The 26,612-nt window shown below is 64.2% G+C and carries 28 protein-coding genes and 1 pseudogene; 12 read left to right on the top strand and 17 right to left on the bottom strand.

What is annotated here, in order from left to right:
- Positions 1 to 13: 13 nt before the first annotated feature.
- Positions 14 to 922 (top strand): diacylglycerol/lipid kinase family protein, encoded by a 909-nt coding sequence (locus tag IWY39_RS16080; RefSeq protein WP_107125475.1) that lies wholly within the window; start codon positions 14 to 16, stop codon positions 920 to 922.
- Here the strand turns inward: IWY39_RS16080 and IWY39_RS16075 are convergent, their stop codons facing one another.
- Positions 923 to 2,080 (bottom strand): N-acetyltransferase, encoded by a 1,158-nt coding sequence (locus IWY39_RS16075; RefSeq protein WP_107125474.1) that lies wholly within the window; start codon positions 2,078 to 2,080, stop codon positions 923 to 925.
- 144 nt (positions 2,081 to 2,224) lie between these two features.
- Here IWY39_RS16075 and IWY39_RS16070 point away from each other — a divergent pair, with 144 nt between their 5' ends.
- Positions 2,225 to 3,292, top strand: coding sequence for a fatty acid desaturase family protein (locus IWY39_RS16070; RefSeq protein WP_107125473.1), 1,068 nt, complete (start codon positions 2,225 to 2,227; stop codon positions 3,290 to 3,292).
- Position 3,293: 1 nt separating this feature from the next.
- On the opposite strand, the gene lptG is transcribed toward IWY39_RS16070, so the two are convergent.
- On the bottom strand, positions 3,294 to 4,394 hold the full coding sequence (lptG, locus tag IWY39_RS16065; RefSeq protein WP_107125472.1) for an LPS export ABC transporter permease LptG: 1,101 nt from the start codon (positions 4,392 to 4,394) through the stop codon (positions 3,294 to 3,296).
- A gap of 3 nt (positions 4,395 to 4,397) precedes the next feature.
- Complete coding sequence (lptF, locus tag IWY39_RS16060; protein WP_107125471.1) at positions 4,398 to 5,609, bottom strand: LPS export ABC transporter permease LptF; 1,212 nt, start codon at positions 5,607 to 5,609, stop codon at positions 4,398 to 4,400.
- A gap of 128 nt (positions 5,610 to 5,737) precedes the next feature.
- On the opposite strand from lptF, the gene IWY39_RS16055 reads away from it, so the two are divergent.
- Positions 5,738 to 6,232: a DUF2141 domain-containing protein gene (locus tag IWY39_RS16055; protein WP_107125470.1), complete on the top strand. Its 495-nt coding sequence runs from the start codon at positions 5,738 to 5,740 to the stop codon at positions 6,230 to 6,232.
- Positions 6,233 to 6,241: 9 nt separating this feature from the next.
- Complete coding sequence (locus IWY39_RS16050; RefSeq protein WP_017181533.1) at positions 6,242 to 7,210, top strand: diacylglycerol/lipid kinase family protein; 969 nt, start codon at positions 6,242 to 6,244, stop codon at positions 7,208 to 7,210.
- Between the two features lie 427 nt (positions 7,211 to 7,637).
- On the opposite strand, the gene xth is transcribed toward IWY39_RS16050, so the two are convergent.
- The 6 genes from xth to IWY39_RS16020 all read right to left on the bottom strand — a co-directional run bounded on the left by xth (position 7,638) and on the right by IWY39_RS16020 (position 13,737).
- Positions 7,638 to 8,411 carry an exodeoxyribonuclease III gene (gene xth, locus IWY39_RS16045; protein ID WP_107125469.1) on the bottom strand — a complete coding sequence of 258 codons (774 nt, stop codon included), beginning with the start codon at positions 8,409 to 8,411 and terminating at the stop codon, positions 7,638 to 7,640.
- A 135-nt stretch (positions 8,412 to 8,546) separates the two neighbouring features.
- Positions 8,547 to 8,873, bottom strand: a complete 327-nt coding sequence (gene erpA, locus IWY39_RS16040; protein WP_017181536.1) for an iron-sulfur cluster insertion protein ErpA — start codon at positions 8,871 to 8,873, stop codon at positions 8,547 to 8,549.
- Positions 8,874 to 8,953: 80 nt separating this feature from the next.
- On the bottom strand, positions 8,954 to 9,667 hold the full coding sequence (locus tag IWY39_RS16035; protein WP_229380694.1) for a M23 family metallopeptidase: 714 nt from the start codon (positions 9,665 to 9,667) through the stop codon (positions 8,954 to 8,956).
- Positions 9,668 to 9,788: 121 nt separating this feature from the next.
- The gene (locus IWY39_RS16030) at positions 9,789 to 10,589 is read right to left on the bottom strand and encodes a ferritin-like domain-containing protein (RefSeq protein ID WP_107125468.1); all 801 of its coding nucleotides are present in this window, start codon (positions 10,587 to 10,589) and stop codon (positions 9,789 to 9,791) included.
- The gene (gene bcp / locus IWY39_RS16025; protein ID WP_107125467.1) at positions 10,586 to 11,047 is read right to left on the bottom strand and encodes a thioredoxin-dependent thiol peroxidase; all 462 of its coding nucleotides are present in this window, start codon (positions 11,045 to 11,047) and stop codon (positions 10,586 to 10,588) included. Before bcp ends, IWY39_RS16030 begins: the two co-directional genes overlap by 4 nt.
- The gene (locus IWY39_RS16020) at positions 11,047 to 13,737 is read right to left on the bottom strand and encodes a bifunctional [glutamine synthetase] adenylyltransferase/[glutamine synthetase]-adenylyl-L-tyrosine phosphorylase (protein WP_107125466.1); all 2,691 of its coding nucleotides are present in this window, start codon (positions 13,735 to 13,737) and stop codon (positions 11,047 to 11,049) included. Before IWY39_RS16020 ends, bcp begins: the two co-directional genes overlap by 1 nt.
- A 102-nt stretch (positions 13,738 to 13,839) precedes the next feature.
- Between IWY39_RS16020 and IWY39_RS16015 the strand changes: the two genes are divergently transcribed.
- Positions 13,840 to 14,031 (top strand): hypothetical protein, encoded by a 192-nt coding sequence (locus IWY39_RS16015; protein WP_443019990.1) that lies wholly within the window; start codon positions 13,840 to 13,842, stop codon positions 14,029 to 14,031.
- 75 nt (positions 14,032 to 14,106) lie between these two features.
- Positions 14,107 to 14,454, top strand: a complete 348-nt coding sequence (locus IWY39_RS16010; protein WP_107125464.1) for a hypothetical protein — start codon at positions 14,107 to 14,109, stop codon at positions 14,452 to 14,454.
- A gap of 2 nt (positions 14,455 to 14,456) precedes the next feature.
- On the opposite strand, the pseudogene ypfJ reads toward IWY39_RS16010, so the two are convergent.
- Positions 14,457 to 15,330 (bottom strand): annotated as a pseudogene (gene ypfJ, locus IWY39_RS16005) (KPN_02809 family neutral zinc metallopeptidase).
- 146 nt (positions 15,331 to 15,476) lie between these two features.
- Between ypfJ and IWY39_RS16000 the strand changes: the two are divergent.
- Both IWY39_RS16000 and IWY39_RS15995 read left to right on the top strand, forming a co-directional pair.
- Complete coding sequence (locus IWY39_RS16000; protein WP_107125463.1) at positions 15,477 to 16,652, top strand: patatin-like phospholipase family protein; 1,176 nt, start codon at positions 15,477 to 15,479, stop codon at positions 16,650 to 16,652.
- Positions 16,649 to 17,440, top strand: coding sequence for a 3-hydroxybutyrate dehydrogenase (locus IWY39_RS15995; RefSeq protein ID WP_107125462.1), 792 nt, complete (start codon positions 16,649 to 16,651; stop codon positions 17,438 to 17,440). Before IWY39_RS16000 ends, IWY39_RS15995 begins: the two co-directional genes overlap by 4 nt.
- 19 nt (positions 17,441 to 17,459) lie before the next feature.
- Here IWY39_RS15995 and IWY39_RS15990 read toward each other — a convergent pair whose 3' ends face one another.
- The 3 genes from IWY39_RS15990 to IWY39_RS15985 are packed head-to-tail and all read right to left on the bottom strand — an operon-like array spanning position 17,460 to position 18,158.
- Positions 17,460 to 17,744, bottom strand: a complete 285-nt coding sequence (locus IWY39_RS15990) for a hypothetical protein (RefSeq protein ID WP_107125461.1) — start codon at positions 17,742 to 17,744, stop codon at positions 17,460 to 17,462.
- A 3-nt stretch (positions 17,745 to 17,747) separates the two neighbouring features.
- Positions 17,748 to 17,876 (bottom strand): hypothetical protein, encoded by a 129-nt coding sequence (locus tag IWY39_RS24355; protein WP_261376022.1) that lies wholly within the window; start codon positions 17,874 to 17,876, stop codon positions 17,748 to 17,750.
- A gap of 12 nt (positions 17,877 to 17,888) precedes the next feature.
- Positions 17,889 to 18,158 (bottom strand): hypothetical protein, encoded by a 270-nt coding sequence (locus tag IWY39_RS15985; protein ID WP_229380693.1) that lies wholly within the window; start codon positions 18,156 to 18,158, stop codon positions 17,889 to 17,891.
- Between the two features lie 261 nt (positions 18,159 to 18,419).
- On the opposite strand from IWY39_RS15985, the gene IWY39_RS15980 reads away from it, so the two are divergent.
- Positions 18,420 to 19,781, top strand: coding sequence for an amidohydrolase (locus IWY39_RS15980; protein WP_196871616.1), 1,362 nt, complete (start codon positions 18,420 to 18,422; stop codon positions 19,779 to 19,781).
- A gap of 5 nt (positions 19,782 to 19,786) precedes the next feature.
- Here IWY39_RS15980 and IWY39_RS15975 read toward each other — a convergent pair whose 3' ends face one another.
- The 4 genes from IWY39_RS15975 to IWY39_RS15960 form a co-directional block, all read right to left on the bottom strand.
- A complete protein-coding gene (locus tag IWY39_RS15975; RefSeq protein WP_107125458.1) occupies positions 19,787 to 20,776 on the bottom strand; it encodes a nucleotidyltransferase domain-containing protein in 990 nt (329 codons plus the stop codon).
- A complete protein-coding gene (locus tag IWY39_RS15970) occupies positions 20,773 to 21,636 on the bottom strand; it encodes an HprK-related kinase A (protein ID WP_107125457.1) in 864 nt (287 codons plus the stop codon). The genes IWY39_RS15975 and IWY39_RS15970 overlap by 4 nt, the downstream gene beginning before the upstream one ends.
- Entirely contained in the window at positions 21,633 to 21,920 is a 288-nt protein-coding gene (locus tag IWY39_RS15965) for an HPr-rel-A system PqqD family peptide chaperone (protein ID WP_107125456.1), read from the bottom strand. The genes IWY39_RS15970 and IWY39_RS15965 overlap by 4 nt, the downstream gene beginning before the upstream one ends.
- A 217-nt stretch (positions 21,921 to 22,137) precedes the next feature.
- A complete protein-coding gene (locus IWY39_RS15960) occupies positions 22,138 to 22,578 on the bottom strand; it encodes a hypothetical protein (protein ID WP_107125455.1) in 441 nt (146 codons plus the stop codon).
- Between the two features lie 98 nt (positions 22,579 to 22,676).
- Here IWY39_RS15960 and IWY39_RS15955 point away from each other — a divergent pair, with 98 nt between their 5' ends.
- The 3 genes from IWY39_RS15955 (at position 22,677) to pstC (ending at position 26,530) form a co-directional block, all read left to right on the top strand.
- On the top strand, positions 22,677 to 23,921 hold the full coding sequence (locus IWY39_RS15955) for a sensor histidine kinase (protein WP_026002117.1): 1,245 nt from the start codon (positions 22,677 to 22,679) through the stop codon (positions 23,919 to 23,921).
- Between the two features lie 135 nt (positions 23,922 to 24,056).
- Positions 24,057 to 25,127 (top strand): substrate-binding domain-containing protein, encoded by a 1,071-nt coding sequence (locus IWY39_RS15950; protein ID WP_107125454.1) that lies wholly within the window; start codon positions 24,057 to 24,059, stop codon positions 25,125 to 25,127.
- An 8-nt stretch (positions 25,128 to 25,135) separates the two neighbouring features.
- Positions 25,136 to 26,530, top strand: a complete 1,395-nt coding sequence (gene pstC, locus IWY39_RS15945; protein WP_107125453.1) for a phosphate ABC transporter permease subunit PstC — start codon at positions 25,136 to 25,138, stop codon at positions 26,528 to 26,530.
- Positions 26,531 to 26,612: the final 82 nt, after the last annotated feature.

The following is a 26,612-nucleotide window of genomic DNA, read 5'->3' as shown; positions in this document are numbered from 1 at the left end:
GAGTTGTTGTGGCATGATAACGAAATCCTCCAATCGCCCCCTCCCGCGTCAGGCCGCGCTGATCGTCAACGCGCACAGCCGCAAGGGCGAAGCGCTCTTTGCGGAGGCGAAGGAAAAACTGGAGGAGGCAGGCATCGACCTGCTCGCCGCCCATGCAGTCAAAAACCCCGCACTGATGGAAGAAACCGTGGGGAAGGCGATTGCCGATGGCGCGCCGATGGTGATCGTGGGCGGCGGCGATGGCTCCATGTCCAGCACGGTCGACCAGTTTGTCGGCAAGGATTGCGTGTTCGCCGTCCTGCCGCTGGGCACCGCCAACAGCTTTGCGCGAACGCTGGGCCTGCCGCTCGATCTGGACGGCGCGATCGCGGCCATCGCCAACGGACGCCGACGCCGGGTGGACCTGGGCATGATCGACCAGGATTATTTCGTCAACGCCGCCTCGCTCGGCCTGTCGCCGATGATCGGCCGGACGGTGCCGCACAAGCTGAAACGCTATCTGGGGCGGATCGGCTATCTGCTATGGGCGGTCAAATGTTCGGTCGGCTTCCGCGCCTTCCGCCTGATCATCGACGATGGCCAGCAGGAACGGCGGCTATGGTCCACCGAAGTACGCATCCTGAACGGCCCCTTTCATGGCGGGGTCGAACTGTCCGATCATGCCGACGTCGATAGCGGCGAAATCGTGGTCCAGGCGGTCGTCGGGCGCAGCAAGCCGCGGCTGGCGTGGGACTGGTACGCCAAATTCTTCAAGCTGCGCGATCGGGACGCGCATACGCAGGAATGGCATGGCAAGGCTTTCACCATCACCACCCGCCCGCGCCAGCGCATATCGATCGACGGCGAAGTACTGGCGAAAACGCCGGTCGTGGCGCGGATTGCGGCAGGCGCGGTCGATGTCGCCGTGCCCGCCGATCCATGATCAGAGCGGCTTTTCGTACAGCTGATAGACTTTGTTGACCTTGCTGTTGATCGCCTGCGCAATGGCGTTCATGCCCTGATTGTCATCCAGAACCCAGCCAATCTCGCCACGGGTCGCGCCATAATGGGCGATCGCTTCCAGCCTTATCGCCTCGATCATCATGAAGGCCAGCTGGCTGGCCAGCCGGGACGATTGCAGCCGTTGCAGCACGCCCATCAGCGGCACCCGCATCGTGCGCACCTTGGGCTTGCGCAGCCACCAGAGAAGCTTGGCCCAGCCAAAGGGAAACAGCGCGCCGTTGAGCGGCTTGATCGCCTCGTTAAGGTCGGGCAGCGTCATCATGAAGGCGACCGGCTCACCGTCCAGTTCGGCGATCATGATCAGATCTTCGAACACGATGGGCTTCAGCTTCTTGCCGGTATGCGCGATTTCCGCATCGGTGATCGGCACGAAGCCCCAGTTGCGGCCCCAGGCGTCGTTCAGGATGTTGAGGATGATCGCCGCCTCCGCATCGAATTTCGACTTGTCGACCTTGCGGATACGGATGCGATCGTTTTTCTGGCCCGAAGCGACGATCCGCTGGATCAGCGGGGGGAAATTCTGGGTGATGTCCAGCTCAAAACAGTTGAGCGTCTTGACCGGCTGATACCCTGCCCCCTCGACCATCGCCTGATAGGTCGGGCTGTTGTGCCCCATCATGACCGTCGGCGGATGGTCATGCCCGGCGATCAGCAGGCCAGGCTCTTCCCAGATCGACAGCGAGATCGGACCGACCACGCGGGTCATGCCCTGTTGACGCAGCCATTGCTCGGCCTGCGCGATCAGCGCCGCGCCAATCGCATCATCTTCCGCCTCCAAAAGGCCGAAATTGCCGGTTCCTGGCCCCATGCCCTGTTCCGGCGGCATCGACAGCGCCAGTTCGTCATAATGGGCCGAAATGCGGCCAACGACACGGCCGTTGCGGCGAGCCAGGAAATATTGCGCCTTGGCATGTTCGAAAAAGGGATTTTTGCCGGGCGTCAGCAATTCGTACATTTCCGCCTTCAGCGGCGGCACCCAATTGGGGTCCGTGGCGTAAATCGACCAGGGCAGGTCGATAAAGGCCTTAAGGTCGCCCTTGCCCGAAACGGGCGTAATCACCAGATCAGAATGTGCCACGGCTGCCGCTTTCACCAAAAGATGGCAGCAGTTCGCCGCTTGTTTGCGGATTGTCAATCACAGCCCGCCGCCAGCCCGCTATTGGGCGGATAATGTCATCGTGCTGCCACGATGTCAGCGCATTTGGAGATTAGGACGCCTGCCATGACTGTGCATGATCCCATCCTTGCCGCCGCGCAGCGCGCCCGTGCGACCATTCCCGATGACGTGGCGATGCTGCGCGCCGCGGCCGAACTGACGCGCGACCTGTCCACCGCCAATCCGCGCATCTACTGGCCCGATATGCTGGCGTCCGCGCTGATCGGCTGGGGTGCGCTGGCAGGTGCTATCCTGATCGACAGCGTGCCGCTAGGCATTGCCTGCGCGGTGATTGCGATGCTGGCGTTGTATCGGGCGGCCAGCTTCATCCACGAACTCACCCATATCCGCGCCGGCGCGCTGCCCGGTTTCCGCGCCGCGTGGAACCTGATCGTGGGCATTCCGCTGATGATCCCGTCCTTCATGTATGAAGGCGTCCATACCCAGCATCACGCCCGCACCCGCTACGGCACGGCGGAAGATCCGGAATATCTGCCGCTGGCGCTCATGAAGCCCTGGTCGCTGCCGCTGTTCATCCTCGTCGCCGCGCTGGCGCCGGTCGGCCTTATCCTGCGCTTTGCTGTGCTGACGCCATTGTCGCTGATCATCCCGCCGCTCCGCGCGAAGATGATCGGTGAACTGTCCGCGCTGTCGATCAATCCGGCCTATCGCCGCCGCAAGCCCGAAGGGGCCTTCGCCCGCATGTGGGCGTGGCAGGAGGCTGGCGCGTCCCTGTTCGCGCTGGCGCTGGTCGGCAGCGTGTTCGTGGTCGGGTGGAAGCCGTTGCTGGTCTATATGGCCGTCCATTCGGCGATGACCGTCATCAACCAACTGCGCACCCTGGTCGCGCATTTGTGGGAGAATGAAGGCGAACCGATGACCGTGACGGCGCAATATCTCGATTCGGTCAATGTGCCCCCGCCCGGCAGCCTGCCTGCGCTGTGGGCGCCGGTCGGCCTGCGCTATCACGCGTTGCACCACCTGCTGCCCAGCGTGCCCTATCACAATCTGGCCGCCGCGCACCGCAAGCTGGTGGCGACGCTGGACCCGCAATCGCCCTATCATCGCGGCAATTATCGCGGGATGATGCCGCTGGTCGGCAAGATCGCCCGCAGCACCATGGTGGCGCGCTAGGCTATTCCTCCGTCCTGAACAGCACAGTCTCACCGACCAGCAGGAACAGCAGGAAGGGCGCCCAGGCCGCCAGAAACGGCGGATAAGCGCCCAGGCTACCCATCGCGAGCGAGAAATTGTCGGCGACGAAATAGGCAAAGCCCAGCGCCATGCCCATCACTGCGCGCACGAACAACTGGCCCGATCGCGCCAGCCCGAACGCCGCGACCGACCCCAATATCGGCATCAGCAGGGCCGAAAGCGGGCCGGACAGCTTGTGCCACAAATTGGCCTCCAACTCCGCCGTGGGTCGCCCGGCATCATGCAGGTCGGAGATCGCAGCCTGAAGCTGACTGAAGGTCAGGGCATCGGGATCGACCTTGGCCAAGGTGAACTGGTCGGGGCGAATGTCGCGCCCAAAACGCACCGTGCTGACATTGGTCACGGTGCCGCGCGCCACGTCGAACTGGCGCGCCTCTTCCAGCACCCAGCTCTTGTCCGCCGCGTCATAATGGCCGCGCGGCGCCTGGATGATGGTCGTCAGGCTGTTGTTGATGCGGTTGAAAATCTCCACCTTGCGCAGCTGCACCTGCGTACCGCGCCCGGCGACGATGGCGGCGTTGACCAGGTTATTGCCGTCGCGCACCCACGGATTGCTCTTGACCCCGCTATCGCGCGGGATCGGGCCGTAATCGACCGCCTGCCAGGCACTGAGCGCCGCGGTGGACCGGGCAACGATCCGGTCGTTAAAGGCATAGCTGATGATCGCCACGCCCAGCGCGGACACCACAAGCGGGGCCAATATCTGGTGCGCGGAAAGGCCCGCCGCCTTCATCGAGATGATTTCGCTATTCTGGTTCAGCGTCGCCAGCATCACCAGCGTGCCGAGCAGCACCGAAAAAGGCAGGAAGCGCGCCACGATCTGCGGCACGCGCAAGCCGACATAATGCCACAATTGCGCGTCGCCATTGCCGGGATAGGCAAGGATGTCGCCTGACTGACCCAGCAGGTCGAGCGTCTGTAGCACCAGCACCAGCAGCGCCAGCACCGCCAGCGTCCGTGTAAGGAACAGGCGCGCCATGTACCAGCTGATCTGGCGCGAGGGGAAGAAAGCAAATTGCATGGGTCAGGCGGCTCCTTCCGCCGCGGGCGGGCGTCGACGGCCCAGCCGCAACAGGCGCACGATCTGCTTGCCCACCTTGGCAAAGGCGACTTCCAGTGCGCCGATCGGCTGCCCGCCGGGGCGGTGCGCGATGACATGATACATCCAGAATATCAGGCCCGCCGTCAGCAGAAATGGTCCCCATAGCGCGATGATCGGGTCGACCTTGCCCAGCGCGCCCACGCTTTCGCCATATTGGTTGACCTTGTGATAGGTCACGATGAAGATGATCGACAGGAACACGCCCAGCGCCGATGTCGACCGCTTGGGCGGGATCGCAAAGGCGAGCGCGGCCAGCGGCAACAGCAGCATCATCACCACCTCCACCATACGGAAATGGAAATTGGCGCGCACTTCGTTGCGCAATTTGTCCGGGGTAGCCGGATCGCGACCAATCACGATCAGTTCGGGGATCGTCTTTTCCCGGTCGACGTCGCGCCCGCGGAAATTTTCGATCTGCGGCAGGTCGATCGGCAGGTCGTGGCTGGAAAAGGACAGGATTCGCGGCGTCTTATATTTGGGCGCGTCGTTGACCAGAACGCCGTCGCGCAGGCGGAAGATGATCGTGTCGGGATCGTCCGTCGCCAAGAACATGCCCTGCGCCGCCGTGACCGCGACCGATTGCCCGTCCCGGCTGACCGCGCGGACGAAAATCCCCTGCAGATTGCGCCCGCCGTCCAGGCTGCGTTCGATCCGCATCGTCATCCGCTTGCCCAGATTGGTGAACTCGCCGACCTTGATCGACGCGCCCAGCGCGCCCGACCGCAATTCGAATCGCAGCGCTTCATAGGCGTGGCGGGACAGCGGCTGGACGAAACCGACAATGCCGAAATTAAGCAGCGCGAGCGCAATCGCATACATATACGGCACCCGCAGCAGCCGCCCGTAGGACAGGCCGACCCCGCGCATTACGTCCAGTTCCGACGACAGCGCCAGCTTGCGGAAGGCCAACAATATGCCCAGCATCAGGCCGATGGGAATGCCGAGCGAGAGATATTCGGGCAGCATGTTCGCCAGCATCCGCCACACGACGCTGACCGGCCCGCCTTCCGCCGCGACGAAATCGAACAGGCTGAGCATCTTGTCCAGCACCAGCAGCATCGCGGCGATCACGAGCGTACCCAGCATGGGCACCGCGATCAGGCGGGCAAGATAACGGTCGGTGGCGGTCAGCATTCTCTAAGTCGTCGTCCCATCACCATGTTTTGGCCGCAAACCCATTCCATATTGGAATCAGGAAAGTAGCGGGGCGAACAGGGGCTGCCGTCCGACCCGATCGGGCGGCTATAGCTTCCAGGAGTCTAATGGTCATGGTAAAAGTTGCAGTGGGCCTGATGTCGGTGGCAGCGATGATCGCAGCTATCCCGGCAATGGCCCATGGTCAGGTCATTCCCAACGATCTGGAACGTTGCGGCAGCAGCCGGAACGGCCCGGCCGTATTGGTCGACGTGCGCGGCTTTGCAGCGGAAACCGGCAAGGTGCGCGTCCAATCCTACCCCGCCACCAAATCCGCCTGGTTGAGCAAGGGCGAATGGCTCAATCGTATCGACATTCCGGTTCGCCCGTCCAATGGCACGATGCGCTTTTGCATGCCGGTGCCGCAGCCGGGCAAATATGGCATCGCCGTGCGTCATGATCGCGATGGCAATGGCAAGACCGACATCAGCCGCGACGGCGGTGGTTTTTCCAACAATCCGTCGATCAACATCTTCAACCTGGGCAAGCCTGGGGTCGAAAAGGCCGCTTTCTATGCCGGTCCCGGCGTGACGAAAATCACCATCACCCTCAAATATATGTGATAAAAAGCCATGGTCTGCGTCGCGCTCCTGTCCAATCCCAAGTCCACGGGCAACCGCCAGACCCTGCCGCGCGTTCGCAGCTATTGCGCCAGCAACCCGGACATCTTCCATTATGAAGTGGAGCATGTCGACCAGATCGGCCGCGCGCTCCAGACGATCGCCCGCGTCGATCCCGTCGTCATCGTCATCAATGGCGGCGACGGTACGGTGCAGGCGGCGCTGACCGAGCTTTACCAGGGCGAACATTTCAAGGGCCGGGTGCCGCCGATCGCCGTGCTGCCCAATGGCAAGACCAACCTGATCGCGCTCGATCTTGGCATCCATGGCGACCCGATCAAGGCGCTGGAACGAATCGTCGCGCTGGCCAAGGCTGGCGTTGACGACCATGTCGTCGCGCGCGAACTGATCGCCCTGTCGGACGGGCAGGTCGGCAGCCGCCCGGTGCTGGGCATGTTTTTGGGCGGCGCGGGGCTGGCCGATTACATGCTCTATTGCCGCAACCAGATCTATCCGCTGGGCCTGTCCAACGGCCTCAGCCATTTCCTCACCGCTATGGCGGTGCTGGTTTCCCTGATTTTCGGCATCCGCGCCAAATTCCTGCCGCCATCCAGCAAGCCGGTCAGCATATCCCTGATCCGCGACGGGCAACTGGCCGGGCGATTCTCCGTGCTGATCGTCACCACGCTGGAACGACTGCTGCTCGGCGTCCAGCCGGGCGACAGCCGCCGGGGCAATATGAAGCTGATGGCGGTGGAACAGAGCTTGCCAGCCCTGCTGCGCCTGATCTTCGCGAGCCTTTTCAAGCGCGTGGGCAAGAGCCAGATGCAGGGCATCCATCTGGAACAGGGCGACACGATCCGGATCGAGGGCAATCACAGCAGCGTCATTCTGGACGGCGAACTGTTCGAAGCGTCGGAGGGCAAGCCGATCGTGCTGCGATCGACCCAGCCAGTGCCGTTCCTGCGGCTGGCGGCTTAGGGAAGAAGCGACCACTTGCAGACCTTGGTGCTGCTGATAATCAACCGGTATGAGCCCAAGAGCATACATCATCTGCTTCCCTGCATCGGTAGCAATCGGGACGGTCGATGAAATGCTTCGGGCGGCTGCCGAATTGGGTGCAATCTCAGTGGGAACCAACGATCGCGAACATTTTGTTGTTATCGAGCGGTCAGCCCATCTTGAGCGTTTCGACCGACTCACCTCCGATTGGCAGAAGAGCGAAATGGTTGTCGTTCGACCGCTCTAACTAAAGTCAGCTTTCCACCCTTTTTCGTCATTCCCGCGAAAGCGGGAACCCATCTCCCAAGCTCTCAACACGGTGCGAAGGCGGGAAATGGACCCCCGCATTCGCGGGGATGACGGTGTGGGAAGGGCACGGCGGCTACCCACCCAAACCGCCACGCCCTCAGCCCCGCAATTCCACCCAGGTCGGCGCATGGTCGCTGGCCTTCTCTCTGCCGCGAAATGCCTTGTCCACCTGCGCATCGACCAGCCGGTCGGCGGCGGCGGGGCTGAGCAGCAGATGGTCGATGCGGAAGCCCGCGTCGCGGGGCCAGGCGTTCATCTGATAGTCCCAATAGGTCCACACCCCACCCGCGGGATGGCGGCTGCGTAGCGCGTCGGTCCAGCCATCGGCCAGCAACCGGCGATAGGCGGCGCGGCTTTCGGGCTGCATCAGCGCGTCGTCCGCCATCGCCTTGACCGAATAGACATCATCGTCGCGCGGGATGACATTATAGTCGCCCGCCAGGATCGCGGGGACTTCCTCCGCCCAGATTTCCGCCGCGCGGGCGCGCAGGCGCTTCATCCAGCGCAGCTTGTAATCGAATTTGGGGCCGGGCTGCGGATTGCCGTTGGGCAGATAGATGCTGGCGACGCGCACGCCCTTCACATCCGCTTCCAGATAGCGGCTATGCTCGTCCTCCGGCTCACCCTCCAGCCCGCGCCGCACCTCTATCGGGGTTTCGCCGCGCGCGAGGATAGCAACGCCGTTAAACCCCTTCTGCCCGTGCCAGATGACGCCATAGCCCGCCGCTTCTATATCCTTGGCCGGGAAGGTCTCGTCGGACGTCTTGATTTCCTGCAGGCAGGCAATGTCGGGCCGCGTTTCGTCCAGCCATTCCAGCAGGCGCGGCAGGCGCGCCTTGATGCCGTTGATGTTGAAGGTGGCGATACGCATGACCTGACCCAATCCGTTTCGATTCCAATGTCGATGCCCCGCCCATAGCATGAAATGCGCTCCCGCGAAGGCGGGAGCCCCGTTCCGATGGCTGGACTGGACTCCCGCCTTCGCGGGAGCACGTCATGGATGAAATCAGACCGAAAAGCTCGTGCCGCAGCCGCAGCCAGCAGTGGCGTTGGGATTGGTCACCTTGAACGCCGCGCCGCCAAGGTCGGAAACGAAATCGACCGCAGACCCGCGCACCAGGTCCAGGCTGACGTCATCCACCACCAGCGTCACCCCGTCGCGCTCGACCGCCAGGTCATCCGCCTCGACCGCATCGGCCAGGCCGAAGCGATACTGGAAGCCGGAGCAGCCGCCCCCCTCCACCGCCAGCCGCAGGATCGCAGGCTTGCCCTGCTTGGCGGCGATCGCGGCAACACGGGCAGCGGCAGATGAGGTGAGATCAATATCGGTCATGCTACCCTAGATAGGATGACGCAAAAGGCCCGGCAACCCACAGGGTGCCGGGCCTTTTGCGAAAGTCGATAAAAGCGCGATCAGTCGATGCTCTTTTCTTGCGCCTTGGTCGGGCCGCCCATGGCGACCGGGGGCTTGGTGTTCATCGCCACCAGATAGTCGGGTCCAGCGACGAAGGGCAGCGGGTTAATTGCGGCACCGTCAACACGGACTTCATAATGGAGGTGGCTGCCGGTCGAGCGGCCGGTCGATCCCATCAGGCCGATGATCTGGCCGCGCTTGACGAAGCTGTTGGCGGGCACCAGCAGCTTGGACATATGGCCGTAGCGCGTTTCCATGCCATTGCCATGAGAGATCTGAACGAGATTGCCATAACCGCTGGCCCAGCCAGCACGGTTGACGATGCCGTCGGCGGTGGCGTGGATCGGCGTGCCGACGGGACCGGGAATATCGATGCCTTTGTGCATCCGGGCGCTGCCATTGAACGGATCGGACCGGACGCCGAAATTGGAGGTCAGCGCCAGTTTTTCGACCGGGCGGCCCGACGGGATATAGGCAGCGGTCTTGGCATTGCCATCAAGGCGTTGAAGGCTGGAGAAGAGGTTGGAAAAACCGACATCCTGCGGCCCAAGGGCGCTGGTGTTGATTTCCGACGCATCGCCATAGGGATCGTCGGTTTCCGTCGCATTGGCCGACGCAGCGGCGCAGAGCGCGCCTGCAATACCGAGTCCTGCGAAAATCTTTGTCGCCTTTACGGCAGAATGGAACAAACGCGCACCACGAGTATTGATCATATGACGTTCAAACATGCCGACCCCGACTATGTCACCGGAGGCTTATGCCCCTCGGCGCTTCCCGTGTTACTTTTTGGCGACCTGGATCGCCCCCGCTGTTAGGCAGACTGCAAATCGGCGGTCATGTTGCAAGCGCGGCGTAGAATTCTAGCGTCAAACCGGCCTGCCGACGCGCTGAGTCGTTGAACGGTGGCTTAACCGAACCACGAAAATGCCTTTTCACAAGCATTTGGTAATGATTTGGGGCGGACAGACCCAATCGGTTCGTCGCCGCAAGGAACCATGTCGTCCCTGCGGCGACATGGCGAATCTCATCCGCCATGATGCGGCGCAGGGACTTTGCCGACACAAAGTCGCCTGCCCCTTCGAACCGCTCGACCGTCGCTGGCGTGATGTCTAGGGCGCGCGCTTCCAGCACCATCGGGACGATGGCGAGCCGCGCAAGCACGTCGTGCGCCGTCTCCTCCGCCGCCTGCCACAGCCCGTCATGGGCGGGGAGCGCGCCATAATGACTGCCGCACTGGCGCAGCCGCCGGTCGAGCAGCGCGAAATGCATCGCTTCCTCAGCACCGACCTGCATCCACTGGTCGACAAAGGCCGGCGGGAACTGATCGCCGAAACGACCGATCAGGTCGAACGCAAGGTCGATCGCGACAAATTCGATATGGGCGAGCGCGTGGAGCATGGCGACGCGCGATCGCGCAGACCCCATCTTGCCGCGCCGGGGCATCTGGCCAGGATGCAGCAGGACGGGCGCGTCCGGGCGCGCGGGCTCATCGGGCATCGTCCCATCGAAGCGGTGCGCCAGCCGTCCCAGCCGCCACGCCCGCGCGACGGCGCGCGCAGCCATCACCTTGGCATGGGGATCAGCGGTCAGCAGGACATGGCGGCACGCCGCCCCGACACTATCGGGCAGGGTCAAAGCGCCTTCGCCGCCTCCAGCACCTCGGCGGCATGCCCCTTGACCTTCACCTTGGGCCAGACCCGCGCGACAACGCCGTCCGCACCGATCAGGAAGGTCGCCCGCTCGATCCCCATATATTTGCGGCCATAGAGCGACTTTTCGACCCAGGTGCCGAACGCCTCGCAGGCATCGCCCGGCTCGTCCGACGCCAATGTGACCGTCAGGCCATATTTGTCGGCGAATTTCTTGAGCTTGGCGGGCTTGTCCTTCGACACGCCGACCACCGGCACACCCAGCGCGGCAAAATCGCTGGCCAGTTCGGTGAAATCCTTGGCCTCATTGGTGCAGCCAGGCGTGTCGGCCTTGGGATAGAAATAGACCACGACCGGCTTGCCCCGATAGCGGGCCAGGGTGAAGTCCGCGCCATCGGCATCCTTGAGCGCGACGTCGGGCGCGCTGTCGCCTTGTACCAGCATCACATATCCTCCTGATAGGGCGCGGCGAGCGCGGCCCAGGCTTGGGCTATGCTTTGCCGCGCCTTGGCATAGCTTTCAAGCAACCTGTCCCAATGTTCAGCACCGCAGGCGCGGGCAACCAGCGGGCGCGTCGCTTCGGGCGGTTCGGTCGAAGAAGGCGACACTAACCTCGACACAATCAAATAGCGCGTGATGAGCGCATGGGCCTCGATCAGATCGGCAGGCAGATGACCCGCCTCCACCAGCATGGCCAGCGCCTTGCCCAGATCAGGGTCGAACGCCATGCCGTAGCGGAATTGATTGATGTGGATCAGAAATTCCAGATCAACCAGACCACCCGGCACCAACTTGACGTCCAGTTCGCTGGCTGGCGGCTTATGGGTTGCGATGTCGCCGCGCATCTTGACGGCCTCTCGCTGTAGATCATTGATATTACGCTCTTTTTCTAATGTTTCGGTCAGAATCGCGGCCAACGCCGTGCGGGCCTTGGCCGATCCGAATATCGGCCGCGCCCGCGTCAGCGCCAGATGCTCCCAGGCCCACGCCTCTTCGCGCTGATATTTGGCGAAACTGTCGAAACTGACCGCCAGCAGGCCCTGCGCGCCCGATGGGCGGAGCCGCGTATCGACCTCATAAAGCGGGCCGGAAGCGGTATGGACCGACAGCGCGTTGACGATGCGCTGCGCCAGCCGGTTGAAATATTGGGTCGCGCCCAGCGGCCTCTGACCATCGGATTCGGCGCGGAAATCGCCGGTGAACAGGAAGATGACATCCAGGTCCGATGCATGGGTCAACACCCCGCCCCCCAGCCGCCCCAGCGCCAGAATGACGATCTCGCCCCCTGGCACCCGGCCATGTGCAGCCTCGAACTCCGCAACCGTCCCAGCCGCCAACGCCTCGATGGCGGCCTCCGCCACCCGGCCATAGCCGCGCCCGGCCTCCAGCGGATCGCCGCCCCGGATGATCTGCGCACCCAGCGCGAAACGGCGATCGCCCACGCGCTGGCGCACCCGGTCGAGCAAGGCCTGATAATCCTCGCCCGGCTCCAGCGCGGCCAGTTGCCCGGCCAATATCTCGACCGGCGGCGGCGGGTCGAAGGCCGTGGCGTCGATCAGGCCGTCGATCAGTTCCGCCCGCCGCGCCAGCGCATCGGCCAGCGTCGGCGCATGGCTCAATATCTCCGCCAGCAGCGCGACCAGCGCAGGCCGCGCGGCGAGCAGCTTGAAGAAATTGATCGCACTGGGCAGTCGTCCGATCATGTCGTCCAGCCGGTTGAGCGCGCGCGACGGATCGGGCGCGGTCGCCAGCGCGCGCATCAGGCCGGGCAGCAGGCTTTCCAGCGCTTCGCGTGAGGGACCGCTGCGTAGCGCCCGCACCTTGCCCGCGCGCCAGTGGGCGATCCGCGCCATCGCCGTTTCAGGATCGGCAAAGCCCATCTCGACCAGTTGCCCGGCCAGCAGCGCCTCATCCTGCGACAGGGAGGCGTCATCCTGTTCGGGGCTGAGCCGGTCATAATTCTGCCCGACCCATTCGACCTGCGGCCGCAACAGGTCCAACAGCGCGTCGCCATCGCCCACGCCATGGAGCCGCGCGACATTGTCCATCGCTTCCGCCGATTTGGGCAGTTCGTGGGTCTGCAAATCCTCCACCATCTGAAGCCGGTGCTCGATGGTGCGGAACAGGACGTAAGCCTCGTCCAGCCGCGCCGCGACGTCAGGCTCGATCAACCCCGCCTGCGCCAGCGCCGCCAATGCCAGCCGCGTATTGCCCGATCGCAGCGCCGGGTCGCGACCGCCATGGATCAACTGGTGAACCTGCGCGAAAAATTCGACCTCGCGGATGCCGCCCCGCCCCCGTTTCAGGTCAAATCCCGGCCCGAACGCCTGCCCCTGCGCATAATGGTCGCGAATTCGGCGGCTGATGTCGACGATCGCGTCGATCGCGCTGAAATCCAGATGCCGCCGCCAGACGAAGGGACGGATCTGGCGCAGGAAATAGTGGCCCAGCGCCATGTCCCCCGCCGCCGCGCGCGACCGGATGAAGGCCGCCTGTTCCCACCCCAGGGCGGTCGATTCATAATAGCCGATCGCCGCTTCCACCGGCAGGGCGATCGGCGTCGCTTCAGGCGAGGGACGCAGGCGCAGGTCGACCCGGAATACATAGCCGTCGCCATCGCGCGCGGTCAGCAATTCGCTCATCCGCCGCCCGATCCGAACCGCTGCATCGGCGGGATCTTCGCGCGGGCCGTGCGGCAGGGTGGCGGGATCGTAGAGCAGTATGGGGTCGATATCCGACGAATAATTCAGCTCGCGGCTGCCATGCTTGCCCAGCGCCAGCACGACGAAGCCTTTATGCTCGGCATCGGGATAGCGTTCGGCCATGGCGGCGGCCAGCGCTTCCTCCACGGCGGTATCGGCGAAATCGGACAGGGTGCGCGTCACCCGGTCCAGCCCCCATGCCCCGGACAGATCGGCAGCCGCCGTCACCAGCGCGATCCCCGTGCGCCGCCGCCGCAAGGACCGGGCGACGCCATCCTCCGGCTGGCCAAGCGCCTGCGCCACAGCCAGAGCCGCGTCCATGTCTCCGGTCGCCAGCGCCGCCGCCACTTCAGGGTAGCGATCCAGCGCGCGCGTCAGAAAGGGCGAATGGCCGCGTATCCGCGCCAATGTTTCGGGCCAGTCCGTCACCATCGTCTCTCCCCTTGCGCCGGGCCTGCTGTCGCGCGCTATCGCTTGGGCTTGCGACGAATGCCAGAAACTTTTGCCTGCGACGTCCGTTCTACTGACATGGAAATGCAGCGCAAATCGTCCGGCCGATCGGCACCGGGTCGCCAAGGCGACAAGGGACGGGTTGTGACTGTCGCGCTTCCCCTGCCTTATGAGGGCGTTGGCAATGCGCTGCGCGCCACCTACGCGCCGCCGCGGGATGGGCTGCCCGACGATATGACTGCCCTGCTGGCACGGCTCGATGTGTTCAGCCGGTAAAGCGCTGATCGGCACAGGCATTTATTTACCGATTTTGGATATTGTCGCCCAGTCGATCAGCAAGAAGTCCAGGCGATGATATACCGCAATTTTGCCATCTGCACGGTGATCGCAGCACCCTTGGTCGTGCTGGCGGTGCAGGACGTGTTGCCCAGGCGCCCCGAAGCTTCCCCATCGCAGCCCGCCATCATCGGCACGTCGCCACCGCCGTCCGTCACCGCGCCCGTAGCGCAACCGGCCGTCCCGCCACCCCCGCCTGCGGATGCGCCAGCCTTTGGCCAGCCGATGGCCGGAGCCGGGCAACCGATGCTCGCCCCCGGCGCTGGCCTGCCTGAAACGAGCGCCGCGCCAACGGACGCCAACGGCCCGATGGTCGACCCGGAGGCAGATCAGGCCGAATCAACCGACGATCAAGGACAATAGCCTCAGAGCGCCCCTTTGAACGTGTCGCACTGGGCCGGATCGCCGGTCGACAAGCCCTTGCGCAGCCAGGCCATGCGCTGGGGCGCTGCTGCCATGGGTAAAGCTTTCGGGCACTGGGCGACGTCCCGCCGCCTTTTGCAGCGTGTCATCGCCAATCGCCTCTGCCGCGCGCATCCCTTCTTCCAGGTCACCCGCTTCCATCAGATTGGTGTCGCGCGCCGCCCACACCCCGGCATAGCAATCCGCCTGCAATTCCATCTTCACTTGCAGCGCATTGCCTTCCGCTTCCGATGCGCGCTGCTGCGCCCTGCGAATCCGGTCCGCCTCGCCCGTGATGGTCTGGATGTGATGGCCCACTTCATGGGCGATGATATAGCCGATCGGGAAATCGCCCGGCGCGTTGAACCGCGTCTCCATTTCCTTGAAGAAATCGGTGTCGATATAGATGCGCTGGTCGGCGGGGCAGTAGAACGGCCCCATCGCCGCCTGTGCCGCGCCGCAGCCTGACTGACCATTTTGGCTGTAGAATACCAGCGTCGGCGGCGGATAGCTTTGTCCTTCCGCCCTGAAAATCTCGTCCCAGCGGCGCTCGGTCGATCCCAGCACTTTGAGCGACGTGCGCTGAATGTCGGTCAGTTCGGTCGTCGCGGGGCGCTGCGTCTGCACAGGCTGGCCGCCCCCGCCGCCGCCGATCAGGCTCAATGGGTTCATACCCAAGACCATCATGATGATCAGCGCAACGACAATGCCCCCGCAGCCAAACCTACTGCCGATCAGGGGCAGCAGCATGCCGAGGCCGCCACCAAAGCCGCCACCGCCGCCCCGGCCGTCCTGCACCTCGAAATGGCTGCTTTCCTGTTCGTCGTCGAGACGCATGACGCCCTCCCTGTTCAGGCCTGTGCCTAGCCGATTCACCGGATGCTGCAAACCGCCGGAATGGCCAGAGGGTTGCGGGCAAAGCAAATTTTATCTGGCGACATAAAGTTGGATTGCCGTTCGCAAAGCCTATATTGCACTGCATCATGGATATTCAGCCAAAGCCCCTCCGCCGCGCCCGCACGCCTTTGCCCCTCCCCCGCGAAGTCGCGCTCCTGCTTCAGGGGGGCGGCGCGCTGGGTTCCTTCCAGTCTGGCGTCTATGAACGGCTGGACGAACTGGGGGTCGATGTCAGCTGGGTTGCGGGCATATCGATCGGCGCGGTCAACGCCGCGATCATCGCGGGCAACCCGCCGCACCGGCGGATCAGCCGCCTCAAGAAATTCTGGTATACCGTATCGGGCGGGATGCCCAATATCCTGCTGCCCGACATCGACCATATCCGCGAGATCGCGCATCTGGCCGCCGCAGGGACGGTCGCGACCTTCGGTGTGCCGGGCATGTTCCGCCCGCGCCTTTGGCCCGCGACGATGATGCCCGAAGGATCGGCCGGCGCGATCAGCTTTTACGACAGCGCGCCGCTGAAAGACACGCTGGACGCCTGTATCGACTGGGACTTGCTGAATGACGGGCCAGTGCGGCTTTCGGTTGGCGCGGTCGATGTGGAAACGGGCAATTTCGCCTATTGGGACACGCGCGGGCCGGGCGGCGACACCCGGATCGACGCGCGCCACATCATGGCGTCGGGCGCGCTGCCGCCTGGCCTGCCGCCGGTCGAGATTGACGGGCGCTGGTATTGGGATGGCGGTATCGTATCCAATACGCCGCTGGCCCATGTGCTGGACCATCAGACAGAAGACATGCTGGTGTTTCAGGTCGATCTGTTCCCCGCCGAAGGGCCGATGCCGCGCCAGATGACCGACGTCTATTCGCGGACCAAGGACATTCAATATAGCAGCCGTACCCGGCAGGTGACGGACCAGTATCTGCGGCTGCGGCGCGAACATGGCACGATCCGCGCTTTGCTCGACAAACTGCCCGAAGAGCTGCGGAACGATGCGGATGCGCGGCAGTTGCGTCAATATGTCGAAACCGGATCGATCAACATCGTCCACCTCATCTACCGCAGCCGGAACTGGGAAAGCGGCGCGAAGGATTTTGAATTTTCCCGCGCCACGATGCTGGACCATTGGAGCCAGGGCCGCGACGCGGTGGAAGAAGTGATGCACAAGGGCGATCTGATCGCCCGCAACATATTGGATGGCAAGAGCGCCACGTTTGACCTCGACCGTCCCGATCATCTCAAGGAGAAAAAGGCATGAGCAAGTCCTTCACTGGCAAGACCGCTTTGATCACCGGATCAACATCCGGCATCGGCCTGGCCTATGCCAAGGCCCTGGCTGGCGAAGGCGCGAATGTCGTCATCAACGGCTTTGGCGACAAGGACGCGATCGAAAAGGAGCGGTTGGGTCTGGAGGAACTGAGCGGAGCCAGGGCGCTCTATAGCGGCCATGACCTGACCAAGCAGGAGGAGATAGAGGCCATGATGGCGGAGGCCGCCGCTACCTTTGGCGGGGTCGATATTCTCATCAACAATGCCGGAACCCAGCATGTCGCCCCGGTCGAGGATTTCCCGGTCGACAAGTGGAACCTGATCATCGCGCTCAATCTGACCAGCGCATTCCACACGACGCGGCTGGCCGTCCCCTATATGAAGAGCAAGAAATGGGGCCGGATCATCCAGACCGCCAGCGCGCATTCGCTGACCGCGTCCCCGTTCAAAAGCGCCTATGTGACCGCCAAGCATGGTCTGGCAGGCTTTACCAAGACCGTGGCGCTGGAAGTCGCGACCTGCGGCATTACCGCGAACTGCATTTCGCCCGGCTATGTCTGGACGCCGCTCGTCGAAAACCAGATCCCCGACACGATGAAGGCGCGCGGCATGACGCGCGAGCAGGTCATGAACGACGTGCTGCTGGCGGGCCAGCCGACCAAGCAGTTCGTGACGGTCGAACAGGTCGCCGCAATGGCGCTGTTCCTGTGCAGCGACGCCGCCGCCAATATCACTGGTGCGAATATGAGCATTGACGGCGGATGGACGGCGCAATGACGCGCCGCCCGGCCTGACGTCAGGCCGGGCCAGCCTCCAGCCGGCGCAGCACCGCTTGCAGGCCCTCCTCGCTCGCCGTCGCCAGCGGCAGCGGGCGATCGGCCATCCCGTCATGCTGGCTGTTGAGGAACAGGATCGCGGCAGGCGCGCCCAGTTTCTCGATCGCGATCCGGGTGACGCGGCCCTGCCGTTCGGCTTCCGCGGGAGACAGGCGCACGGCATTGTGCGGCGTGAAGCGCCGACCCGGCGACGTGCGGCCAGAAGCTGGCGCAGGCGCAGGCTGGACGGGGGTGTCGGTCGTCATCGTTCAGCTTTTCAGCGTCACGATGCCGACCGGGCCGGGCTTGGTCGATGGGTTGGACGCATTGGCCTTGGGCGGCTTTTCCGCCTTGGGCTTGCGCGTCTCGCGGTTCGATTTCTTCTGACTTTTTGCCATGATCTGGGTCTTTCAGTTTGCAGACGTGGACGGCTGTTGCGCTGCGTTCAACGCGGCTTCGGCGTCATCTTCAGCGCGAAATTCGGCGGCGATTGCCTCATCCTCCGTCGTGATCGTGCGCGTCGCGCGGCGGCGTTCGGCGCTCGCGGCCAGCTTGGCTTCCCGGCCCCAGGCATTGGCAGCGGCCAGCGCCACGCCACGGGCGTTGGGCAGGGTTTCGGACAGGGAACGGGCGTGATGGATCGACTGCTGGGCAAGGCAGAAGGCGGATGTCTGGGCCATGGAGCAGGCTCCTTTGCGCGAGGGATCGGGATAGCAGGGCAACAGGATGCGCTTCGTCGGACGCGCGCGGATCAACCATGTCGCAGGAGGATGGACGATCATCGCGCCACGCAATGCGGCGGATCGTTCCTTTCACTTGTGAAATAGTATCGACGGGACGGGTTTACAAGGGCCGCCGCTTTTTCGGCATTTGGCACGCAGCCCCCCTTTCACCGCCCTGAAATCGCCTTATGCTGCGGGCAGCCAAGGGAGACTTTCATCATGCGCCATGCGCTCGCAGCCATATTGGCCGTCGCCAGCTTCACCTCCATCGCGATCGCCCAGACCGATCCGGCAACGCCGCCGACAGCCCCGGCGGAAACGCCGCAAAGCGCGATCGGCGCGACCATAGCAAAGGATATGGAAGGGCTGATGGCGCTCTATCGCGACCTCCATGCCAATCCCGAATTGTCGGAACAGGAAGTCAATACCGCCGCGAAGCTCGCTAAGCGGCTGAAAGCGTTGAAGTTCGACGTGACCGACAAGGTCGGCGGCACGGGCGTGGTTGCGGTGATGAAGAACGGGTCCGGCCCGGTGCTGCTGATCCGGGCGGATATGGATGCATTGCCGGTCGTCGAACAGACCGGGCTGCCCTTCGCGTCGAAAGTGCGTACCAAGACGCCCGAAGGCGTCGAAACGGGCGTCATGCACGCCTGCGGCCATGACACGCATATGACCGCCTTTATCGAAACGGCCAAGCTGCTGGAGGCGGCCAAGGATGAGTGGAAAGGTACGCTGGTGATGATCCTCCAGCCTGCCGAGGAAGTCGGGCGCGGCGCGCGGCTGATGCTGGAGGACGGGCTCTATACCCGCTTCCCCAAGCCGACCCACGCCATCGCCTTTCACGACGCGGCCAATCTGGAGGCGGGCAAGATCGGCTATACGCCCGGCTATGCGCTGGCCAATGTCGACAGCGTGGACATATTGGTACGGGGCGTGGGCGGGCATGGCGCCTATCCGCAGACGACCAAGGACCCGATCGTGCTGGGATCGCGGATCGTGGGGACGCTCCAGACGCTGGTGAGCCGGGAGCAGGAGCCATCCGACCCGGCGGTCGTGACAGTGGGCAGTTTCCAGGGCGGGGCCAAGCATAATATCATCCCTGACGAAGCGAAATTGCTGCTGACGATCCGCAGCTATTCGGACGAGACGCGGGCCAAGCTGATCGACGGGATCAAGCGCATTTCGCGCGGCGAAGCGATCGCGGCCGGGGTGCCGGACGACCGGATGCCGGTGGTGACGGTGAAGGACGAATTCACCCCCTCCACCTACAACCCGCCCGAATTTGCCGAACAGATGGCAGGCGTGCTGAAAGGGCATTTCCCCGAAGGCCGGGTGGTCAAGACCCAGGCGGTGATGGGCGGCGAGGATTTCGGCCGCTTCTATCGCGCGGACAAGAGCATCCACAGCTTCATCTTTTGGGTCGGCGGCGTGCCCGCGGACAAGATGGCGGCGGCACAGGCGGGCCAGGGATCGCTCCCGTCGCTCCACAGCCCTTTCTGGGCGCCGCAAGCCGACGCGGTGATAGCAACGGCGAGTGAAGCGATGACGGTGCTGGCGCTGGATATATTGAAGAAGGAGTAGGCTGCCTATTGCGGCCGATGCCCCTTGCGCCATTTGGTCCACAGGTGCCGGGCCAGCATCAAGGGCGGCATCCTCAGCCAGTGGGAGCGCAGGAAGAAGGCGAACACCAGCGCTTTGCGGGTCTCGCCGCCCCAGCCGTCGCGGGCCAGCAGCCGGGCGCGGATCAGGCGGTCCCACAGGGTCAGGCGCGCGCCGGGGCCGTAGAGCGCGGCGGCCAGGCGCTGCGCTTGCCGGACATGGGGCGTCAGGCCATGGCGCGCGGCGCGGGTCGCCAATATGTCCGGGTCAGTGTCGGCCAGCAGATGATGGATGTCCCACAGGTTGCGCAGCCCGCCCTGCAAATCGCCATCGGCCAGCATATGGGCGACGGCATGGACGACCCGATCTTCGGGGGACAGGACGAAAAGGCCACCATCCACAGGCACGGCGTCGGCGATCATCGCGACGGCATCAGGGGTCTGGCGCGCGGTCAGCGGCAATATCGTGTGATGCACGTCGATCATCCGGTCGCGCGTCGCGTGGATCATCGGTGGGAGCTCGTGCATCCACTGGCGATAATAGGCATCGTCATAGGGATCATCCTTCACCCATTCCCAGCCCGCTGCGATCAGCGCCTGTTCGACCGCCGCCATCGCCTCGTCCGGCACGAGGATGTCGAGATCGCCGATGAAGCGGCCCTGCCCGGCCTTCAGCCCGGCGGCGGCATAGGCGGTCCCCTTGAGCAGGACGACACGCACGCCCAAAGCCCCAAGCGCCTGCGCCGCGCGGTCAGCCTCCCATAGCGCCTGCCGCGCTTCGCGGGCGGCATCCAGCCGCGCATCGGACAGGATCGGCGTAAGCGCGTGGGGCACGGCCACCCCATCAAGCCGAAACGCCAGCGTCCCGATCAGCCGTTCGGCACGCGCGGCGGCGATCAGGCCGTTCCAGCCGGATGCGTCCAGCCCGGCGACGGACGCAGGATCGCGCAGCGCACGCACCAGCAGCGCGGCGCTCATGCCATCTCCTCCCACAGCCGTTCGACCATGGCGATGGCCTCCTCGCCGGTCGGGAAGTCGATCGCGCGGGCGGGAACATCGCGTACGAAGCGGGTCAGCGCCGTGAAAGCGGGTTCGCCCAACGCGACATAATTGGTCGAGGCTTGCGTCAGGCGCATGAAGATTTCCGCCTGGCCAACGGCACGCACATCGGCGGCGTGGCCGAAGCGGGGGAAAAGCAGCAGTGCTGGCATCGCCCCCTGCCCCATGCGCGCGACCGCATCATGGCGGGGGACCATATGGCGAATGTCGCCCTTGGCCGTGGCGGCGAGCAGCGGTCCCATGCGCCCCTCTCCGACTTGGCCCGCCACCACGTCGATCGCGCGATTCTTGAGGCTGACGAGGCGGGGAAAGGGCAGGATCGCGCCGCTATCGAGGTCCAGCAAGGCAAATTCATCGCCCATGAAGCGCCAGCCACGTTCGCCAAGCAGGGCCGCGAGGGTCGATTTGCCCGAGCCGGACTCGCCGGTCATCACCAGCACGCGACCATCTTTTTCGACGCTGGAGGCATGAAGCAGCAGGTGCCGCCGCCAGCCCAGCGCCATTTGCAGGTTCATCCCCATCTCCGCCGCGAGCAGGCCATGGGACAGGCTCATCGGCGCGGCATCGGCTAGGCCATGGTCGCCGGTGATGAAAATGGACGGACGGATGAAGCGGCGCACAAGGCTGGTCGGCTGGAGCCGGACGGTAAAATCCGCGATGGCGTCGGCAGGTTGCGGATAGGCAGCGTAGAGGCTGGCAAGCCGGGCGATCGGCGCTGGCCAGGCGGAGCCGATGCGGAAGCTCGCCGGGCCAATGCGCAACGTCAGATGGTGCCTCATGCCGGGCGCACCAGGCCAAGCGCCACCAGCGCGTCGAGATGAGCAGCGATTTCTGCCATCGCATCGTCTGCCGGGCCAAGGTCGAAGCTGCGGGCCAGCCGGTCATGGATCTGCGCCACGCTGGCCGGGCCGCCATCGGCCAGTTGATCAAGAATTTCGGGAACCGGGCTGATCACCATATGGGTCTGGCCCGACCGGGGATGATAGAGCAGGACGATGTCGTCGAGCGCGCAGGCGGTCACCGCATCCGCTTCGTCTCGCCGATAGAGTTTCGTCGCTGTCACTCTCTGCTACCCCATAAGCAGCGCCCTGCTCCGGCGCTATTGCATATGGTGCCACCACATGCCCGTCATGCTGAACTTGTTTCAGCATCCATTTCTCGTCCCAAACAACTGCTTGATCTGGTGAAATGGACCCTGAAACAAGTTCAGGGTGACGATGAAGGAGATGTTGGCCTCACATACATCCGCCCTGCCCTAACGCAGAGGGGTAGCCAAGTGCCTAACGCGGCATCTGGAGCGAGGCGTAGCAGGTGAAGCCGCTCGTGCCGGACTGAAGGCGGCGGATATAGTTGAGATAGGCCTGATTCTGCTGATAGCTGGTGCCCGGCAGCGGGCGTCCCCGCAAGGCTTGCTTGACCTGTTCGCCGGTGAAGGGGCGGCCCGCGCCGGGAAAGGCGCCGGGCGTCCCGGCGGGGACGAGCTGGCCATTGGGGGCGATCAGATTGCCCGGCCGGCCGGCATCCGGCACGGGTATCGTGCAGTTGAGGACCGAGGCGGCAGTATTGGCCAGCGCCGGGCGGATCGACACGATCGCGGACGCCGCCGCTGCGCCACCCATCAACAACTGGCGACGCGAAGGCACGGCCAGATCGGGCGTGTCGGCCTGCGCAGCCATATCGGGCTGCTGGTCATCATCCTGTCCGGTCATCGGCTCGCTCATCTGATCCTGGTCCGCTATCGGGCTTGCCAAAGCGTCATGATTGCACGCTATTGGGCCAGACATCGCAGCAAATGCGCGACAAATCCAGTGCGGTAACCATGAATCGACTCAGTCCTTCCCAGATCATCGCCTCCTTCGCCGTCCTGCTGCTGAGCACGGGCGCTGCCCTGATGATGGGCGCATCCCCCTTTGCCGTCATGCTGCCGGTGCTGGCGGGCGTGATCGTCCTGGCCATTACCGCCGAAGCCGGTACGCCGCGGCGCGACGTACCGAAAGTGACGCTGGACGAGCCGGACCTGATCGACCATCCCGATTTTGCGAGCCTGCTGGAGGGGATTTCCGATCCGCTGATGCTGGTGGAGCGCGGGCGGATCGCGCGGGTCAACCGGGCGGCGCAACGCCTGCTGGGCGCGCATATCGAGGGGGAGGATGCCCGCATCGCCATCCGCCATCCTGCCGCCGCCGAACGACTGGCGAGCCTTGCCCCGCTGGCCGAACCGTTCATGATCGAACTGGTCGGGCTGGGCACGCGCGAGCAGCGCTGGCAGATGCGGGTCGCGCCGGTGGGCGCGGTGGCGGACATGCGCCGCCTGGTGCATCTGGTCGACCATAGCGGCACCCATGCCGCCGAGCGGATGCGGGTCGATTTTGTCGCCAATGCCAGCCATGAACTGCGCACGCCGCTGGCCGGGATATTGGGCTTTATCGAAACGCTGGCCGATCCCGAACTGGGCAAGGATGACGAAACCCGGCAGCGCTTCCTGAAAATCATGGATGGCGAAGCGCGGCGGATGCAGCGACTGGTCGATGACCTGATATCGCTGTCGCGGATCGAGGCGGAGAAATATCGCGCGCCCGCCGACGCGGTCGATCTGGGCGAACTGGTCGCCGAAGCGGTCAACGTGTTCCGATCCAGTCATGGCGAGCGTGGCCGCGAGGTGGAGATGGATGTCGCGCCGGGCCGGCAGGCGGTGCAGGGCGACCGGGCGCAGCTGTCGCAACTGCTGCACAATCTGATCGGCAATTCGGTCAAATATGGCCGCCCCGGCACGCCGATCCGGGTGACGCTGAGCGAAGGCGGCAGCCGCATGTGCCGCCTGTCCGTAGCCGACGAAGGGGAAGGCATCGGCCCGGACCATCTGCCGCGCCTGACCGAGCGCTTCTATCGCGTCGATTCAGGGCGCAGCCGGGCGATGGGCGGCACCGGGCTGGGGCTGGCGATCGTCAAACATATTGTCGAACGGCATCGCGGGCGGCTGGACGTAGCGAGCGTTTTGGGCAAGGGAACGACCGTGACCGTGCTGCTGCCGCTGATGAACGAGGCGGAAGCCGGGCAGGTTTGACCAAAATAGCGATCCTGTCATCATCGCCTTTTGCGATGTCATCAAACTGCAACCTGAATGTCACAATGCCGCGATGGAGCGGCCCTATAGCGCCGGTCAAAGGGGGCAGCGAACAGCGAATCGCGGCCTTTCATAATGGAGGTTTCCGTGCATAAATTCACCCTGTTCGCCGCAACGGCATTGAGCGTCATTTCCCTGTCCGCCTGCGGCGACCAGAGCGGCAGCGGCGGCGCGGGCCAGACCCGCGACCAGATTCGCGCGGTCGGATCGTCGACAGTCTATCCCTTCGCGACGGCGGTTGCCGAGCTGTTCGTTCAGGGCAATCCCGGCATGAAGTCGCCGATCATCGAATCGACCGGCACTGGCGGCGGCATGAAGCTGTTCTGCGCCGGCGTCGGCGCCCAGCATCCCGACATTGCCGATGCATCGCGCCGGATGAAGAAATCCGAATTCGACATGTGTGCGACCAATGGGGTCAAGGACATCGTAGAAATACAGGTCGGCGTCGACGGCCTTGCCTTTGCCGAATCCAAAAATGGCCCCGGCTACAAGCTGACGCCGAAAATCGTCTATGAGGCGCTGGCGGCCAATCCCTATGGCAAGGGCCCGAACAAGGCGCAGACCTGGAAGGATGTCGATCCCAGCCTGCCCGCCATCGCGATTTCGGTGTTCGGTCCTCCGTCCACCAGCGGCACGCGCGATTCGCTGGCGGAACTGATCCTGGAAAAAGGTTGCCAGTCCGACCCGGCGATGAAGGAACTGAAAGAGAAGAACGAGGACGACTATAAGGCGACCTGCACCCGCGTCCGCGAGGACGGCAAATATGTCGATTCGGGCGAGAATGACAATCTGATCGTCCAGAAACTGGGCGCGAACCCCAATGCGGTCGGCATATTCGGCTACAGCTTCCTGGAAGAGAATAAGGACACACTCAAGGATGTGCCGATCAACGGCATCCAGGCGACCTATGAAACGGTCTCGACCGGCCAGTATCCGGGTGCGCGTCCGCTCTATATCTACGTGAAGAAGGCGCATATTGCGGCCATTCCGGGGCTGCAAAACTATCTCAACACCTTCGCCGCCAACTGGGCGCCCGACGGCGCCCTCACCAAGCGCGGCATGGTCGCGGCCCCCGAAGATGTCCGCAAGGCCAGCGCCGAAACGATCAAGGCGCTGACCGTGCTTGACGGCTCCAAGCTGAAGTAAGGGCCATAATGACCGGTCCCGCACTTTTCCTGCTGCTCGCTGGCCTGGGCGCTATCGCCTGGGTCAGCGCCCGCGCCCGCGCCATGCGTTTGCAGACCGTGGCACGGGCGACGGGGCGGCGCGATGCCGTCCATTCGCTGCCGGGCTATCATGGCTGGTATGTCGCCTTGTGGGCGATCGTCCCGGCGGTCCTGTTTCTGGCGGTCTGGTCCAATATCGCGCCCGGTCTGGTGACGCAGGCGGTGCTGGCCGATCCGGCGGCGCAAAGCTTGCCCGCCGACGATTTCTCGCGCTCCGCCATATTGGGTGAGGCACGGGCGATCGCGACGGGGGCGCAGGCGGGCGCGTTCAATCCGCTGTCGCAGGGACTGGTCGAACCCTATCGCGCCGCCATCAGCAAATATGGCCTGGCGGGCGCTGTGCTGGCGATCGTGCTGGCCTTTGCCGGCGGTGCCTACGCCTTCACGCGCGTTCGCCCCGATTTCCGGGCGCGCACGCGGGTCGAACGGCTGGTGATGGCGACGCTGCTGATCGCATCGCTGATCGCGATCGTGACGACGGTGGGGATCGTCGCGTCCCTGCTGTGGGAAAGTTTCCGCTTCTTCTCCATGGTCAATCCGCTGGACTTCCTGTTCGGCACCAAATGGTCGCCGCAGTCGGCGGCGATGGGCTATGGCAACAAGGATGCGTTCGGCGCGGTGCCGCTGTTCTGGGGCACCATCTTCATCGGCGCGATCATCGCCATGGTCGTCGCCATTCCGCTGGGCCTGATGAGCGCCATCTATCTGACCCAATATGCCCAGCCCGTCGTGCGCAAATGGATGAAACCGACGCTGGAGATGCTCGCGGGCGTTCCAACGGTGGTCTATGGCTATTTCGCGGCGCTCACCATTGCGCCTGCGCTGCGCGACTTTGCGGTGACGATCGGCATCCATGGCGCTTCGTCGGAAAGCGCGCTGGCGGCTGGTCTGGTGATGGGCGTGATGATCATTCCCTTCGTCTCCTCCATGGCCGACGACAGCATCGCCGCCGTGCCGCAGTCGATGCGCGACGGCAGCCTGGCGATGGGCGCGACCACCAGCGAAACGATCCGCAAGGTGTTGATCCCGGCCGCCCTGCCCGGCGTGGTTGGCGGCGTATTGCTGGCGGTCAGCCGCGCGATCGGTGAAACGATGATCGTGGTCATGGCCGCCGGTCTGGCCGCGAACCTGACCCTCAACCCCTTTGCCAGCGTGACCACGGTGACGACCCAGATCGTCCAGTTGCTGACCGGCGACCAGGAATTTGACAGCGCCAAGACGCTGGCCGCCTTCGCGCTTGGCCTGGTGCTGTTCATCGTCACCCTGCTGCTCAACATCGTGGCCCTGCGGGTCGTGAAGAAATATCGCGAGGCTTACGAATGAGCCGGAACACCCAACATCCGTTCGCCCTGAGCGAAGTCGAAGGGTTCGACCGACCGGAGGGAAGTCACTTCGCTGCGCTCAG

The sequence above is a fragment of the Sphingobium sp. JAI105 genome (assembly GCF_015752145.1).
GTDB classification, from domain to species: domain Bacteria; phylum Pseudomonadota; class Alphaproteobacteria; order Sphingomonadales; family Sphingomonadaceae; genus Sphingobium; species Sphingobium xenophagum.
The sequence above is the reverse complement of the archived record's forward strand: the minus strand, read 5'-3'. Positions and strand labels throughout refer to the sequence as shown.

Coding starts and splice junctions, on each gene's coding strand:
- lptF (WP_107125471.1), bottom strand. CDS start 5,609: ATGCTGACCGCCACCGACCGTTATCTTGCCCGCCTGATCGCGGTGCCC.
- IWY39_RS16055 (WP_107125470.1), top strand. CDS start 5,738: ATGGTCATGGTAAAAGTTGCAGTGGGCCTGATGTCGGTGGCAGCGATG.
- IWY39_RS15970 (WP_107125457.1), bottom strand. CDS start 21,636: ATGAGGCACCATCTGACGTTGCGCATTGGCCCGGCGAGCTTCCGCATC.
- IWY39_RS16010 (WP_107125464.1), top strand. CDS start 14,107: ATGATATACCGCAATTTTGCCATCTGCACGGTGATCGCAGCACCCTTG.
- IWY39_RS16070 (WP_107125473.1), top strand. CDS start 2,225: ATGACTGTGCATGATCCCATCCTTGCCGCCGCGCAGCGCGCCCGTGCG.
- IWY39_RS15980 (WP_196871616.1), top strand. CDS start 18,420: ATGCGCCATGCGCTCGCAGCCATATTGGCCGTCGCCAGCTTCACCTCC.
- IWY39_RS16020 (WP_107125466.1), bottom strand. CDS start 13,737: ATGGTGACGGACTGGCCCGAAACATTGGCGCGGATACGCGGCCATTCG.
- IWY39_RS16015 (WP_443019990.1), top strand. CDS start 13,840: ATGCAGCGCAAATCGTCCGGCCGATCGGCACCGGGTCGCCAAGGCGAC.
- IWY39_RS15995 (WP_107125462.1), top strand. CDS start 16,649: ATGAGCAAGTCCTTCACTGGCAAGACCGCTTTGATCACCGGATCAACA.
- pstC (WP_107125453.1), top strand. CDS start 25,136: ATGACCGGTCCCGCACTTTTCCTGCTGCTCGCTGGCCTGGGCGCTATC.
- IWY39_RS16000 (WP_107125463.1), top strand. CDS start 15,477: ATGGATATTCAGCCAAAGCCCCTCCGCCGCGCCCGCACGCCTTTGCCC.
- IWY39_RS24355 (WP_261376022.1), bottom strand. CDS start 17,876: ATGGCAAAAAGTCAGAAGAAATCGAACCGCGAGACGCGCAAGCCCAAG.
- IWY39_RS15960 (WP_107125455.1), bottom strand. CDS start 22,578: ATGAGCGAGCCGATGACCGGACAGGATGATGACCAGCAGCCCGATATG.
- IWY39_RS15985 (WP_229380693.1), bottom strand. CDS start 18,158: ATGGCCCAGACATCCGCCTTCTGCCTTGCCCAGCAGTCGATCCATCAC.
- IWY39_RS15950 (WP_107125454.1), top strand. CDS start 24,057: ATGGAGGTTTCCGTGCATAAATTCACCCTGTTCGCCGCAACGGCATTG.
- lptG (WP_107125472.1), bottom strand. CDS start 4,394: ATGCAATTTGCTTTCTTCCCCTCGCGCCAGATCAGCTGGTACATGGCG.
- xth (WP_107125469.1), bottom strand. CDS start 8,411: ATGCGTATCGCCACCTTCAACATCAACGGCATCAAGGCGCGCCTGCCG.
- erpA (WP_017181536.1), bottom strand. CDS start 8,873: ATGACCGATATTGATCTCACCTCATCTGCCGCTGCCCGTGTTGCCGCG.
- IWY39_RS16080 (WP_107125475.1), top strand. CDS start 14: ATGATAACGAAATCCTCCAATCGCCCCCTCCCGCGTCAGGCCGCGCTG.
- IWY39_RS16035 (WP_229380694.1), bottom strand. CDS start 9,667: ATGATCAATACTCGTGGTGCGCGTTTGTTCCATTCTGCCGTAAAGGCG.
- bcp (WP_107125467.1), bottom strand. CDS start 11,047: ATGCTGGTACAAGGCGACAGCGCGCCCGACGTCGCGCTCAAGGATGCC.
- IWY39_RS16050 (WP_017181533.1), top strand. CDS start 6,242: ATGGTCTGCGTCGCGCTCCTGTCCAATCCCAAGTCCACGGGCAACCGC.
- IWY39_RS15990 (WP_107125461.1), bottom strand. CDS start 17,744: ATGACGACCGACACCCCCGTCCAGCCTGCGCCTGCGCCAGCTTCTGGC.
- IWY39_RS15955 (WP_026002117.1), top strand. CDS start 22,677: ATGAATCGACTCAGTCCTTCCCAGATCATCGCCTCCTTCGCCGTCCTG.
- IWY39_RS15975 (WP_107125458.1), bottom strand. CDS start 20,776: ATGAGCGCCGCGCTGCTGGTGCGTGCGCTGCGCGATCCTGCGTCCGTC.